This window comes from Micromonospora sp. NPDC049107 (assembly GCF_040648595.1).
In the GTDB taxonomy this organism is placed as follows: Bacteria; Actinomycetota; Actinomycetes; order Mycobacteriales; family Micromonosporaceae; genus Micromonospora.
In genome coordinates this window covers 668,409-681,165 of record NZ_JBEZEC010000001.1, presented here as the reverse complement: position 1 = coordinate 681,165, position 12,757 = coordinate 668,409, and the positions used below count along the sequence as shown (strand labels likewise).

Annotated in this window: 14 protein-coding genes; 3 read left to right on the top strand and 11 right to left on the bottom strand. The window is 72.9% G+C overall.

Translation table 11 applies throughout. From position 1 onward, the window contains the following. Nucleotide 1: 1 nt before the first annotated feature. The 8 genes from AB0B55_RS02890 to AB0B55_RS02855 form a co-directional block, all read right to left on the bottom strand. Nucleotides 2-1,477, bottom strand: a complete 1,476-nt coding sequence (locus tag AB0B55_RS02890) for a hypothetical protein (RefSeq protein ID WP_357169807.1) — start codon at nt 1,475-1,477, stop codon at nt 2-4. Next, nucleotides 1,474-4,695 carry a hypothetical protein gene (locus AB0B55_RS02885; protein WP_357169804.1) on the bottom strand — a complete coding sequence of 1,074 codons (3,222 nt, stop codon included), beginning with the start codon at nt 4,693-4,695 and terminating at the stop codon, nt 1,474-1,476. The genes AB0B55_RS02890 and AB0B55_RS02885 overlap by 4 nt, the downstream gene beginning before the upstream one ends. A 2-nt stretch (nt 4,696-4,697) precedes the next feature. Then, entirely contained in the window at nt 4,698-4,952 is a 255-nt protein-coding gene (locus AB0B55_RS02880) for a hypothetical protein (RefSeq protein ID WP_357169801.1), read from the bottom strand. Nucleotides 4,953-4,980: 28 nt separating this feature from the next. Next, nucleotides 4,981-5,409: a hypothetical protein gene (locus AB0B55_RS02875; RefSeq protein WP_355051244.1), complete on the bottom strand. Its 429-nt coding sequence runs from the start codon at nt 5,407-5,409 to the stop codon at nt 4,981-4,983. Between the two features lie 16 nt (nt 5,410-5,425). Further along, nucleotides 5,426-6,595 carry a hypothetical protein gene (locus AB0B55_RS02870; protein ID WP_357118171.1) on the bottom strand — a complete coding sequence of 390 codons (1,170 nt, stop codon included), beginning with the start codon at nt 6,593-6,595 and terminating at the stop codon, nt 5,426-5,428. 35 nt (nt 6,596-6,630) lie between these two features. Continuing rightward, entirely contained in the window at nt 6,631-7,596 is a 966-nt protein-coding gene (locus AB0B55_RS02865; RefSeq protein ID WP_357118168.1) for a hypothetical protein, read from the bottom strand. Between the two features lie 127 nt (nt 7,597-7,723). Next, nucleotides 7,724-8,026: a barstar family protein gene (locus AB0B55_RS02860; RefSeq protein WP_357169798.1), complete on the bottom strand. Its 303-nt coding sequence runs from the start codon at nt 8,024-8,026 to the stop codon at nt 7,724-7,726. 36 nt (nt 8,027-8,062) lie between these two features. Then, nucleotides 8,063-8,512, bottom strand: coding sequence for a ribonuclease domain-containing protein (locus tag AB0B55_RS02855; RefSeq protein ID WP_357118162.1), 450 nt, complete (start codon nt 8,510-8,512; stop codon nt 8,063-8,065). Nucleotides 8,513-8,742: 230 nt separating this feature from the next. Here AB0B55_RS02855 and AB0B55_RS02850 point away from each other — a divergent pair, with 230 nt between their 5' ends. The 3 genes from AB0B55_RS02850 to AB0B55_RS02840 all read left to right on the top strand — a co-directional run bounded on the left by AB0B55_RS02850 (nt 8,743) and on the right by AB0B55_RS02840 (nt 10,564). Next, nucleotides 8,743-9,516, top strand: a complete 774-nt coding sequence (locus AB0B55_RS02850) for a hypothetical protein (protein ID WP_357169795.1) — start codon at nt 8,743-8,745, stop codon at nt 9,514-9,516. Nucleotides 9,517-9,577: 61 nt separating this feature from the next. After that, nucleotides 9,578-10,081: a hypothetical protein gene (locus AB0B55_RS02845; protein ID WP_357118156.1), complete on the top strand. Its 504-nt coding sequence runs from the start codon at nt 9,578-9,580 to the stop codon at nt 10,079-10,081. Nucleotides 10,082-10,096: 15 nt separating this feature from the next. Further along, nucleotides 10,097-10,564 (top strand): hypothetical protein, encoded by a 468-nt coding sequence (locus AB0B55_RS02840; RefSeq protein WP_357118153.1) that lies wholly within the window; start codon nt 10,097-10,099, stop codon nt 10,562-10,564. 74 nt (nt 10,565-10,638) lie between these two features. Here the strand turns inward: AB0B55_RS02840 and AB0B55_RS02835 are convergent, their stop codons facing one another. The 3 genes from AB0B55_RS02835 to AB0B55_RS02825 all read right to left on the bottom strand — a co-directional run bounded on the left by AB0B55_RS02835 (nt 10,639) and on the right by AB0B55_RS02825 (nt 12,492). Next, on the bottom strand, nt 10,639-11,586 hold the full coding sequence (locus AB0B55_RS02835; protein ID WP_357169792.1) for a DUF559 domain-containing protein: 948 nt from the start codon (nt 11,584-11,586) through the stop codon (nt 10,639-10,641). 117 nt (nt 11,587-11,703) lie between these two features. Further along, on the bottom strand, nt 11,704-12,252 hold the full coding sequence (locus AB0B55_RS02830; protein WP_357169789.1) for a hypothetical protein: 549 nt from the start codon (nt 12,250-12,252) through the stop codon (nt 11,704-11,706). Further along, complete coding sequence (locus AB0B55_RS02825) at nt 12,253-12,492, bottom strand: winged helix-turn-helix domain-containing protein (protein ID WP_357118144.1); 240 nt, start codon at nt 12,490-12,492, stop codon at nt 12,253-12,255. Nucleotides 12,493-12,757 lie beyond the last annotated feature (265 nt).

The following is a 12,757-nucleotide window of genomic DNA, read 5'->3' as shown; positions in this document are numbered from 1 at the left end:
CTCAGCGTCCTCCGGTGGGTGGCAGCGGCACAGGGGTACCGGTGGGTTCGACGGCCAGGCCGAGGTCGCGCAGCGCCTGGGTGATCTCGCGGACCTCGCCCGCGGCGCTGGTGACCCGCAGCCGCAGCCGGCGCTCGGCCAGGGCGGCGCTGATGCGGGCGGGCCGGGTGGACGCGGAGCCGCGCCGGTTGATCCGGTCGATCTCGGCGGCGGCGTCCTCCATCCGGGAGATCGCGTCGAGGATGCGCGGATCGGGGGTGAAGCCGGGGTCGTCGCGCTGGAGGCGGGCGATCGCCTCGCGGAAGTCGGCGGCGTCGCGGCGCAGGTTGACCACGAGGTTGTCGGTGAGCGCGCTGACCCCGCTGACGCTGGCGGCCCGGTGCGACTTGTCGTCGACGAGCCACACCCAGCCGTCGTGGCCGATGCCGACGAGGTCGGTGCCGGCGACCTTGACGTTGGCGTCCGGTCCCTTGAGGAACAGCTCGATGCTGCTCAGCGAGAACGCCGCGCTGTACTCGCCGAGGACGCCCCGGCCGTAGGTGACCATGTCGTGCCGCAGGTAGCGGCGGAAGCCGGGGCCGTCGTCGGCGCGTCCACCGCCGTCGCGGAAGCGCCGCCACAGGGTGGCCAGCGCTTCGGGGTTGTGCACGGCGAGCTGCTGGGTGAGCCAGACGTCACCGCCGGCCACCACGGCCCGCAGGTCCGGATCGCCGATCCGGGCGAGGGCGTCGGCGAGCCGGGCGTCGCTCATCTGCAGGCCACGCGAGCGCGCCCGGCCGAGGTCGTCGACGGCGGTGCGCAGCCGGGCCAGCTCGTCGGGGGTGAGCCGGCCGCCGAGACGGGCCTGGAGGTCGGCGACGGCGGACCGTTTGCCGGCCTCACTCTCGGCGGCGACAGCGCGCCACAGCGCGGCCGGTTCCAGCTCGGCGGCCCGGCGCAGCGCCGCCTGCCGGTCCGCCGGCATGGCCCGGAACGCGTCCCCGACGATCGCGGCCGGCTCGACGTGCCGGCCGGCCGAGCCGCCGCCGTCGAACTCCCGCAGCAGCGAGTCGGCGTACGCGCCCGCGTCGTCGGCCAGCCGCAGCGGCGCGTCACCGACGATGCCCTCGCGGGGTCGGCTCAGCTCGCGCATCTCGGTGCTGAGCTGGTCGAAGTACTCGCCGAGGGTGGCCACCCGCACCCCCTCGGGCAGGGTGCCGCCCTCCAGCACGTGGTCGAGGATCGCGGCGATGTTGTCGCGCAGCACGGCGATGCGTTCCAGCCGGTTGAGCGCGTTGCCCAGGTGCAGGTCGCCGACGTCGTCGACGATGCGGCGGATGAGGTGTTCCAGCAGCCGCCGGGAGCGCACCTCGCCGGCCTCGCTGTGCTCGGCGATGGTCCGCATGAAGCGCCGCAGGCGGGGGTTCGCGTCGGCGGCGGCGTGCACGGCGGCGGCGTCGAGGAACCGGCCGGCGCGGAACCGGCGGGGCCCGGTCACGGCCGCACCACCGGCACCCGCGGGCCGGCGGCGGCACCGCCGGGCTGCGAGTCGAGCACCATGAGGATGAACCGGGCCCCCTCCGGGCCGCCGACCGCGCCGCTGAGCATCGCCTCGCGCTCCACGTACGCGAGGATCGGCTCCATCAGCTTCTGCACGACACGTTCCAGCACCTCGTTGAGCAGGATCTCGGTGAGGAACCCCTGCAGCAGGTCGCGGGACGCGGCCTCGACGATCTGCCGGGTGACCCGGCGTACCACGTACCCCCGGGCGGCGCGCAGCCCCGCGCGGACGCCGAAGCGCAGCGCGACCCGGCCGCCGCGCACGGCCGCGCCGCCGATGGTGCCGGCCTCCGGGATCAGCGACATCGCCAACCCGAGGTACGCGGCGAACAGCTCGACCTCGACCTCGGTGCGGGTGAGCACCAGCTCCGGGTCCAGCATCGAGGAGTAGAGGCGCTCGCGTTGGTGGGCGTGTGCCACGTCGACGGCGGCGACGGCGACCCCGACCACGAAGCCCAGCGGCGGGCAGAGCAGCGACAGCGCGATGATCCCCACCATGACGGCGAACGCGCTCAGCGCCTCCCGGCCCAGCTCGGTGCTGAACAGGCTGTCGACGCCGGTGGTGTAGTAGGGGTTGCCGCCGAAGAACTCGCCGAGCTGCTGGTGGGTGACGAGATGGATGCCCTGCAACGCGTAGCGTCCGCCGGCGATAGTGGCCGACGGAATGTGTTCGCTGATCCGGCTGGACCGGAAGGCGAAGTGCGCGTCGGTGCGGGCGCGGCCGAGCATCTCGGTGTTGTGGCGTCGCATGTCCTGCAACACCCGCCACAGCTCGTCGCGGATCGCCGACCGGTTGCCGGCGAAGCGGGCCAGCACGTCGGGCAGGTCGCTGATCTGCTTGACCAGCGGGTCGACGCCCTCGGCCTCGCCGCGCTGGATAACCAGCGCCTGTTCGATCTCGGCCAGGGTCCAGAGCACCGCGTGCGAGTCGCGGATGCGGGTGACGCCGTCGCGTTCGACGATCTCGCCGGCCGCGCCGGGACTGGTCAGGGCCGCCTCGGCGGCGAGGAACGCGCTGGAGATGGCGCGGGCGGCCCCGTACCAGGCGGTGGACGGGTTCAGCACGCTCAGCGTGGCGACGGCGCCGCCGCCGACGTCGGTGTGCTCCTGCGTCCACCGGGCGGCCTCGTGGCGGCGCAGCCGCTCGCGCAGCCCCTGCAACTCGGCGTAGTCGGTGAGCTGGGAGACGATCAACCGCTCGAAGATCGGCGCGTACGCCTCGAAGCGGGCGATCCGCGCCTCGATACCGTTCCGCGAGCTGAGCAGGAGTTGCACCAGCATGGCCTGGCTGCCGACGACGAACAGCTCACCCACCGCGGCGTTCACGGCCGGGCTGAGCGCCTGCGCGAAGTGCAGGTTCCAGGACGCGGACGTGTCGATCCAGCCGCCCTGGATCCGCGCGAAGTGCTCGGGCTGGCGGTAGCGGCGCATGACGAGTTGGGCGAGATGGTCGAGGCGGGGCACGACGCCGGCCAGGTGACGCAGGAACTGCACGGCCGGCGAGGCGACCGGTCGGAAGTCCAGCGGGCCGAGTCGCCCGCTGCCCTCGGGCACCGGCCGGGTGAACGCCTCCCGCTCGGCCGAGCCGACGAGCAGGCTGATCGCGGCGGCCCGGCCGCGCAGCACGGCGGCGGCCTGGAGGCAGAAGTTCGCCGGGTAACGGCACGGCTCGCCCATCTGCAACCGGAACGCGATGTCGTCCATCAGTCGGCGCAGCTCGTCGCCGTCCGGGCCGAGCGCGGCCAGCTCCGGCTCCTCGTTGAACGACGCGCAGGCGGGCATCGTGGAGTGCCCCGCCCCGACGGCGGGGAACCGCCGCCCCTCTACGCCCGGCGGTGCGCTGGGGCTGCTCGGGTCGAAGACGAAACCGCCCCGCCGGGCGGCGGTGCCACCGTCGCCGGTGCCACCGGCCCCGCCACCGGGACCGCTACCCGTGCCGAGGCCGCCCGAACCGGTTCCGCCCGGTCCACCGCCACCCGGGCCGCTGCCCGCTCCGCCGCCGGCTCCGTTCCCCGTGCCGACTCCGGTGCCCGTGCCGGCCCCGCCGCCGGACGGCGCGTTCGGATCGGGCGGGGCGGCCGGGCGCTGCTCGACGCTGATCGGCAACAGGTTGGCCGTGCCGGTGAAGTGCAGCGTGGCGTCGGTCTCCTCGGTGCTGACCAGCAACAGGGAGACGCCGCCGATGTCGACCACCACCAGGCTGGTCGGCGTGGCCCCGCCCACCGACGCGAGGATCGCGTCGACCCGCCGCGTCACCTCGGCGTCGACGGCCCGCTCGATCTGCGCCTGGTACTCCTCGACGCTGGTGGTCTCGCCGCGCGGCGAGGCGATCCGCAGCCGCCGCCGGATGTCGCCGCTCAACTCCTCGTCCACCATGGCGACCAGGGCGCTGCGGTCGGCGACCGGCCGCCGCTGCACCGTCCCGGGTTGCGGGCTGGGCACCCGCGCCTCGACCTCGAAGTGGGGTTGCGGGGTGGCCCGGAACACCGTCTCGCCGAACTGCTCGAAGGTCAGGACCGACAGTGGAGTGGTGGTCACCATGATCGCCCAGACCGGGCGGCCGTCCACGTCGATGACCCGGGCGATGATCCCCTGCGGGGCGCCCGACGGGAGGCCGCCGTGCTGGCGTACCGCCTCGCGGGCCAGCTCGGCGAAGTGACCGGCCAGGTAGGCGGCCGGGCGCAGCAGCCACTGGTAGGTCACCCGCGGCGGCTCGGGGCCGTCCACCGGCACCTCGGCGGCGTCCCCACCGGCGTCGTAGGACGGCACCCGGTACACGGCGAGCAGGTGGCGCATCCGCTGCGGGTCGAACAGCTCGGTGGCCGGTTCGCTCAGCGGCAGGGGCACCCCGGGCGGCAGGCCCGGGTCGAGCCGCGCGGCGGCGACGACCTCGTCGACGCGCCGGCGCAGCCGGGCCTCGAAGGCACGCCGCTCGTCCGGCGTCACGTGCTCCCGGGCCGCGCCGGTCCAGCGGAACTCCGGCGCGTCGGTGCGTACCTCCAGGTAGCCGCCGTGTGGCGCGACCGCCTCCTGGCGGGAGCGTTCCAGGGCGCGGGCCAGGGCGGCGGCGAGCGCGTCGGTGACGGCCTCCGGCCGCTCGGTCACCGACCGCGCGTCCAGCCGGATCCGCACCGGCACGTGCACCGAGATGGCCACCGTCAGAACCGCCCGTCCAGGTGCTCGGCGAGGCGGGCCAGCGCGAGGTCCGCGAGCGCGTCGGCGTCGAACGCGCCGCCGGCCGCGACCACCTCGATCTCCACCGGGAAGTGGTACGCGATGACGGCGCGATCGTCCTCGGTCACCTGCTCGGCCTCGGCCTCGCTGCCGGCCGCCGGCAACACCAGCTCGCCCGCGTGCACCAGGGCCAGCCCGGTACGGGTGACCCGGGCGGCACGGCCAGCTCCGGTCGCCATCTGTTACCTCCGGTTGATCCTGGTGCGGTTACGGCAGGACGGACGGGTCGCCGGTCTTCGGGTCGACCGAGGCCGCCAGGCTGAAGCCGCTGAACGTCGCGGCCGGCGCGCCGGAGATGGTGGCGGTGGTCGGGGTGGCGCTGGTGATCAGGCAGTCCTGCAACACGAAGGACGAGAACGCCCAGTCGTCGCCGGTGTGCTCCAGCAGCGCGATGTCGAACAGCTCGCCGTCGAGGGCCAGTTTGGTGAGCCGGCCGGCGACGTCCCCGATCGCCTTGACGGTCATCGTGAAGTTCATCGACACGGGCGCGTGGATGGCGCCCATGTGGGTCACCTCGCACGAGTGCAGCGCCTCGACGTTGAGCGAGAAGGACGGGCTGAACGAGTCGATCGGGCTGATCAACACCGTCTCGGTGCCCTTGGTGTACTGCACCGCGAGGCGGGTCTTCCACTCCATGGTCTGGTTCCTCCGGTCAGAACTTGGCCACGAGCGTGACCAGCAGGCGGCTCACGGCCGGGCCGTAGGTGACGGTGACGACGAGGTCGACGGTGCGGTCGGCCCGGGCGGTGGTGACGATCGACGTGTCGGTGGCGGTACGGGCGACCTCGGGGATGGTGAGGATGTCCAGCACGGGGATCTCGATGCGGTAGTCGTCGATCACGGCCTGCCGCTTGAGCGGGCCGAGGATGCCGTCCACCTGGGTCTTGAGCAGGGTCATGCCCGGCTTGGTGATGCGGGCGTCGCCGACCAGGCCGATGAGTCCGGCGCGGAGCATGAACTCGATCTGATCGAGGGTGCGTACCAGGTCGACGTGCAGCAGGCTCGCGTCGGTGGTGAAGAGCCGCCCGTCGGCGAAGTGCAGGCTCTCGCCGGTGATCAACGTGGGGTCGATGATCGGGGTGAGGTTGGCCTCGGAGAGGCCCTTGATCTCGGCCGGGCTGTACTGCTTGGCCACCGGGATGGCCACCCCGCGGATCTTCTTCAGCACGATGCTGTGGTGCACCGGCAGCCCGGCCACGGCGGCCATGGCGGCGGTGGCCGCGTCGCCGTCCGCGCCCCGGGCGGCGATCATCAGCATCCGGCTGGTGCTGCTCTTGAGCGGGTTCGCGGCGGTGGTGATGTCGGTGACGTAGGTGGGGCTCTTCTCCGTCGCCGGGTTGACCATGGCGAAGCCGATGCGGCGTTGGCCGGCAGCGGACATCGTCTCCACGTGCGCCTTGAGCGCGTGCAGCCCGGTGGGCGCGCCCGCGCCGGCAGGGTTGCCGACGGTCGACTCGTTGGCCAGCGACACCATGGTCACGTCGTCGGCGGCCTCCAGACCGCTGAGCGCGGCGGCGTAGTCGTCGCCGGCGACCTTGACGCCGTACACCTTGGCCGGGCGCGGGTCCTGCAGGAACGCCAGTTCGAGCGAGTTGTAGAGGGCGTTGCGGACCACGTTGCCGGCCTGTCGGCGGGCGAAGTTGGTCACCGCGTCGTCGAGGGTCTCGATCCGGACCGGTGTGTTGGCCGGGGCGGACCCACCGTCGGCCGTGGACGGCGTCTTGCCCACCACGGCGATGACGCCCGGCGAACGCTGGGCCAGCGGCGCCGGGGGCGGCACGATCCGGACCTCGATGAACGGGAATGCTGCTGTCGGTGCCACGGGTCCTCCCGGACGAAGTTGCTGCTGGTCTGATCTCAGGTCGGGACGGCGGCGAGCCCGATGCCGCTGCGGGCGAGCCACTGGCCGGCACGGGCGAACCGGTCGGCCCGCTTCTGCGCGGCGGTGCCGGTGTCACCGCCGGGCCAGCCGTCGTCGTCGAACGTCTCGACGGGCACCACCCACACGGCGACCACCCGGTGTCGCCGCCGGACGTCCTCCGGCGCGGGCACGTCCAGCCCCAGCTCCTCGGCGCGGGCACGGACCAGCCGCGTCTCGACGAGCAGGTCGGCCAGGGAGAAACCCTGGTCGCGGACCAGCACGGCGGCGGCGAACGGCAGCGGGCGGGGTGTGGGTGGGGTGGCCGGCGGCGCGGCGTAGCGCAGCCGCACGGTCGCGCCGGCGGCCTGCCCGCGCATCCGGTCCACCAGGTCACCGGCGTTCGCCGCGCCGACACCGGCGAGCAGCCGGTCCAGGTGCGCGTCGGTGAAGGCGGCGGGCTGGTGCAGGCCCGCCCGCAGCCGGGCCACCAGTCGGGTACGGCGCTCGGTCTCCAGCAGCGTCGGATCGGCCGGCAACGCGCCCAGGTCGGCGATGATCTGCGGGTCGACGTCGAAGGCCGGCGTCGCCACGTCGAGGTCCTCGACCCGGTCCCGGGCGGCGCTCGTGCGCACCACGAGGCTCCCCCGCCAGAGCGCGTCGATGCGCAGCGCCGACCCGCCGAGTCCGTGCAGACGCACGCGCAGCTCGGTACGGGCCGTGCCACCCTCGCCCAGCCACTCCCCCTCGGCGAGGGTCACCGGCGCGGCGGCGAAGCCGAGGGTCAGCTCGTCGAAGACGGCCGCGTACGGGGGCGCGACGGGCATCGCCTCGGTGTCGTACGCGGCCTCGACCAGGTGGGCCAGCGAGGCGTCGTCGAAGAGCGCGGCGCGGGTGCCCGGGTCGGCCAACCGCACCAGCACACCGTCGACGAAGTCCACCGCTGCGGCCTCCCCGCTGCCCACGCCGGGGCACACCGCCCGGTCCGGCACGAGGATCGCGAAAGGGCCGTCACCCGAGCGTCACCGCCACCGTCACCGCACCGGTCACCGGCCGAACTGTCGGCAGCCCGACCGGTGACCGATCGCGACCTCAGGGGCGCAGGACCACGCGCAGCGGGTGCGGGGCGGTGCTGGCGAGGTCGTCGAGCACGGACCTCAGCAGCGCGTGCTGGCCGGGCGGCTCGTCGGCGAGGAGCTGACCGGCGTCGGTGACCAGCAGGGCCAGCGGGCCGGCGTCCAGCCGGTCCCGGAGCACGTCGGCGAGGGCGTCCCAGGTGTCGCCCAGGTACGCCGGCAGGGCCAGCGCCTCCGCCAGCGTGGCGAAGAGCGCGGGTCGGGTGCGGGCCGCCGCCCCGGCCAGTACCACCGCGCCAACCTGCTCAGCGTCGTCCATGCGGGTGCCTCCTGGACCGGCTGGCCACCGGGTCGGTCAGAGCCGGTAGAAGTCGGTGTAGTGGTTGGGCGAGAACCAGGTGACGCCCGTGCTGCGATTCACCACGATCCGGTACGCGTCGCGGGCCGCGCCCTGGGTGCGGGGATACACGTCGTACTCGTAGTAGGTGGCGTTCGTGGGCAGTTGACCCTCGTAGTTGTAGAACCGGCCACCGGCGAAGTTGGACAGCCCGCCACTCCAGGAGTACCAGCCGCGGCTGGTCGGGAAGCCCTTGGCGGACCAGCCGGAACGTGCGGTGCGCGCGTCCGCGCAGCGGCTGATGGTGCAGGAGCTGTAGACCGCCGCCGACGCGGAGTCCGTCAGCCGTGGGGTGAGCACGGACGGGCCGACCAGCGCGGCGGCGACCAGGGCGAGGAGCAGGGCGAGGGTGGTGGTACGCCGGCGGATCGCGCCGAGCGTGGCAAGCGGGGACACGAGGGTGGACACAGGCTGCCTCCAGACCATCCGATCCATCGATCCACGTGAGTGGCGGGTCGCGCTCAGTCTGGCCGTTGCCCGCGGTCGGCGACAGTCCCGTCGGCCCAACTGCTCCACAATGCCCGGTGAACCGCGGGCAACCGGCATTGTGTCGCACATCGGCGCGGCGGCGGGCATTTCGGTCATCCGTTGTTAACGTGAGCTGCGGGCGCGCGGACCCGTGACCGTGAAGGGGTGCCATGACGGACGCTCCCGAGCAGGAACCGAGGCCCGCGGATCTGTGGCGGCAGCGGGTCGTCCGCGCGCTGAGGATCACCCGGAACGGCAGCGTGCGCGGCTGGCGGTGGTGGGCGCGCACGTGGGACCGGCTGGTGGCCGCGCTCCAGGACGAGGCCCCCGTCGGCGTCGGCGCCGGCCCGTCTCCGCCCGGCCCGCTGGTCGAGCAGCGCGACGCGCCCCGGCTGATCGCGGTGCCCGCGCAGGGGTACGTCTACTCGTTCTACGTCCGCGCCACCTTCGCCTGGTCGTCACCGGCGAGCCTGCGGGCCGAGGTGCTGAACTGGTACGTGGGGTACTTCCAGCCGAACGCCGTCCAGCGACTGACCCGGCTCGCCGCCGATGCCGCCCGGGACCTGCCCCCGCACCGGGCCGCCGATCTGGAGGTGGCGTTGCAGCGGGCGCTCGCCGGGGACCCGGAGTGGTCCTACCGGCGCGGGGACGTCCTCGTGACCTGCCGACCCGACGCCGCCGTACGCCTCGACGAGCGGATGATGCCGGCGCTACGACCCCACGTCGACGCGATGGTGCGGATGGAGTACCAGTTCGACGAGCAGATGCGCCGGGCGACGTACGCCGAGGAGTTGAGCCGGCGGTGGGCGACGATCCTCGGCGACCGCCTCGACGAGGACGCGGACCAGGAGATGGCGGACGCCCGCGAGCACCTGCTCGCCGCCCAGCGGGAGGCCGCGCGCTGGATCGGCGACCTTCTTCACCACCGGGTCACCAAATCTTGATCGCGAGTGGTTAGCATCCTTCCGTCCTTCCGCCAGGGAAGGCACGGGGGAGGAACGCACGATGCAACTTGAACGCAACTGGAAGCCGTACGCGAAAGGCCCCGCGCTGCTGGTGCTCGCCGTCGTCCTGCTGTTCTCGCCGGAACTGCTGGCGATGATGAACCAGGAGTTCACCTTCGGCAACTGGGTCGGGTACGCGATGGCGGCGCTGGCCCTGATCGGCGGCCTCGGCGCGGTGCGGGAGAGCCGCGAGGCGTTCGCCGTCCGCATCGGTGAGCAGGGCATCACCTGGACCAAGGGACCGAACACCACCGAGTTCGGGTGGTCGGAGGTGACCCGGGTGGCGATCGAGAAGAAGCCGAACGCCGGCAAGCTGGAGAAGCCGAGCATGCTCACCGTCTGGGTGGCCGACCAGACGCAGCGCGCGGTGCCGCCCGACGTCGAGCTGACCGGCCTGCGCGGCTACCGCGTCGCCGACCTGCGGAACACCCGGCAGTCGCGCGACGAGGTCGCGGCCGCGCTGCGCCAGTACGGCGGGGACCGCTACCCCACGCCGGCCGCCTGAGTCTCGGAGTCATCAATGTCGACAATGCCCACTCCCGCGCCCGTGCCACCCCCTGCCCTGCGGCCACCCGCCGACGGGGAGTGCCAGTTCTGCGGCAGTCACCCCGCCGCGCGGGTCTCGTTCCAGTCGATGACGAGCATCGTGATCCTGTACGTCGTCTCCTCCCAACGCGGCTGGATGTGCCGCGCCTGCGGCCTCTCGCTGTACCGCCACCACACCAACAAGACCCTGCTGGCCGGCTGGTGGGGAATCGGCATCATCGGCATTCCGATCTTCCTCGGCTTCGACCGCTTCCGGTTGCGGCGCATCCTGCGGCTCGCCCCGCCCCAGCCGACGCCGGGCGTCGCGGCGCACCTGCCCGCGCCCCTCGACCCCGGCAAGCCGGTCATCCAACGCCCCGGCGCGATCGTGAGCCTCATCCTGCTGACCCTGTTCCTCCTGATCGCCGCCTGCGGCGCCCTAGCCTTCGCCACAACCCCCTGACGCGGCTTTGCATGATCACTTGATGGTGACCAGTTGTCAGAGGTCCCGGAGAACTGGTCACCATCAAGTGATCATCAGGATGAGCGGCGGCTGGCCAGGATCGCCAGGGTCTGCTGGCGGACCTCGGCGGGGTTCGCCAGCAGGCGACGGTGGGTGAAGCGGACGACGAGGATTCCCGTGGTTGCCAGCAGGGCGTCGCGGCGGAGGTCGATCTCGCGTTTGGCCGGGTCACCGTGGCTGGTGGCACCGTCCAGCTCGACGTTGACGCGCTCGGCCTCGGCGAGCATGTCAAGGTAGATGGTCCGACCGCCGACTCGCACCGGTGCCTGGCGGACGAACGCCGGCATGCCCGCCCCCGTGAACACGTGATCGTGGCCCCAGATCTCCAGCGGGCTACGGCAGCCGGCGGCGAGCCGGTCCACCAGGCCACGCAGCGCCGCGCGGTCGGTCAACCGGGGCTCCTCGGCCAGGGCGGCGACGAGTCGCTGCGGTGTGGTGCGCCGGTCGTTCACCGCGCGGATGACCGGCCCGGGACGGTCGCCCGGTGGCGGCAGCGGCCAACAGTCCACCAGGGTCCGGTCGAGTCGCGTCACGGGGAACCCACCTCGTACCACCACCTGCGGCGGTTCGGCCGCGAATCCCGTGCGGTGACGCAGAATCAACCCGGGCCGGCCACGCAGACCCGAGCCGATCGGTACGTCCACGTACACCGGCTCGCCGGGTGGCTGGCGGCGCAGGCCCCACACGTCGAGCGCGGTCAGCCGGCAGAGCGCACTCCGACCGTCGGCGTACGCGAGAGCCGCCCGCCGCGCCACTTCGGGTTCGACGCGGGCCAGGAGCGGTTCCGCGGTGCTCGTCCGGGAGAGCAGGGTGGCGTCCAGGTAGACCCCGGGCAGCGCCCGGACCAGCCGACCAGCCCGGCACGCGGCCTGAACCGTCCACTCGGGTGCCGCCCGCACCATCTCCCGCCAGGTGCACACCCCACCACCGGAAGCCACGAGCGCGCACAGTCGCGAGTCCATGGGCCGAACCTGCCGTACCGCGCCCCGGCACACCGGCCGCGCGGGTGCCCCTGTGGACAGCGCGCACTCCTGTGGACGACGTCCCAGACCGCGCCTCGATGTGGTAGGCGGGACCTGTCAAACGCGCTCGTCACCTGGCGAGTGCACGGGGAGACCGGCACGCCGGAAACCCAGCGCCCTTCGGGAGTCACGGTCCGCCTTGTACGCGGCGCCGAGCACGAGGTTGATCGCGACCCGGTTGGCAATGTCGTCAAAGTCATCGATACGGAAGGCCCGGAACAGCTGAATGCCGTCGGTGGGCCCGTTCCGGACCTCGATCCGCCCATCCACGTCGAAGTAACTGGACGCGGTGACGGACTCCTTGTCGAAGACGTCGTTCGGGCCGGCCACCACCGGCTTGTCCACGACATCGGTCAGCTCGTGCGGGGCCGCGATGAACTGCTCCAGCCGGGCCGAAGCTCGCCGCGCCCCCGCAGCATCATCCGACTCGAACACCCACACCCAGATCTTGCGAGGGTGTGCGTTCCAGCAGATGAGTTCGGGCCCGGAGAAGTTTCCGTCAACGTCGCACGTCACGAGTGCGTCCGGAAAACGCTGCCGCAGGTCTGCCACACGGGTGGCGAGACCGCCCGCGTAGGCGGCGTGTTCCGAGATGTCCCACGCCACCTACGGCTCCCGCATCCAGGTCTTCGGGTCGGTCACGAAGACGCCCTTGCCCTGGTGCCGCCGGATGACCCGCAGCGCTTCCAAGCGGACGTAGACCATCTGAATGGTGGACGAGCTGACATCGAAGCGGTCGGACATGTCAGCGATCGAGGGCAACTTGTCCCCCGGCTTGACCTTCCCGCTGCGCAGGTCCCCGATGATCTCTTCCGAGATCCGGATGTAGTCCGGTGTCTGTGGCATGGCACTCCTCGCGTGGCACGCCAATTTGATCACGACACGCACTGGCCAGACAACTAAGCGTTGCGGCTGACCACTTAGGCATATATGTTTAAGTGCGAGCCGGTCCTCGCGTGGCAACGAGTGCGGCTCATCCCCTCGGTCGGGGGGGGGGGGGGGGCCCCCCCCCCCCCCCCCCCCCCCCCCGGCGCGCGGGGGGGGGGGGGGGGGTTTGGGGGAGCCCACCCCCGCCCCCCCGCGGCCCCCCCCCCCCCGCGCCCCCCACCGG

Coding starts and splice junctions, on each gene's coding strand:
- AB0B55_RS02835 (WP_357169792.1), bottom strand. CDS start 11,586: ATGGACTCGCGACTGTGCGCGCTCGTGGCTTCCGGTGGTGGGGTGTGC.
- AB0B55_RS02875 (WP_355051244.1), bottom strand. CDS start 5,409: ATGGAGTGGAAGACCCGCCTCGCGGTGCAGTACACCAAGGGCACCGAG.
- AB0B55_RS02860 (WP_357169798.1), bottom strand. CDS start 8,026: ATGGACGACGCTGAGCAGGTTGGCGCGGTGGTACTGGCCGGGGCGGCG.
- AB0B55_RS02825 (WP_357118144.1), bottom strand. CDS start 12,492: ATGCCACAGACACCGGACTACATCCGGATCTCGGAAGAGATCATCGGG.
- AB0B55_RS02840 (WP_357118153.1), top strand. CDS start 10,097: ATGTCGACAATGCCCACTCCCGCGCCCGTGCCACCCCCTGCCCTGCGG.
- AB0B55_RS02845 (WP_357118156.1), top strand. CDS start 9,578: ATGCAACTTGAACGCAACTGGAAGCCGTACGCGAAAGGCCCCGCGCTG.
- AB0B55_RS02880 (WP_357169801.1), bottom strand. CDS start 4,952: ATGGCGACCGGAGCTGGCCGTGCCGCCCGGGTCACCCGTACCGGGCTG.
- AB0B55_RS02850 (WP_357169795.1), top strand. CDS start 8,743: ATGACGGACGCTCCCGAGCAGGAACCGAGGCCCGCGGATCTGTGGCGG.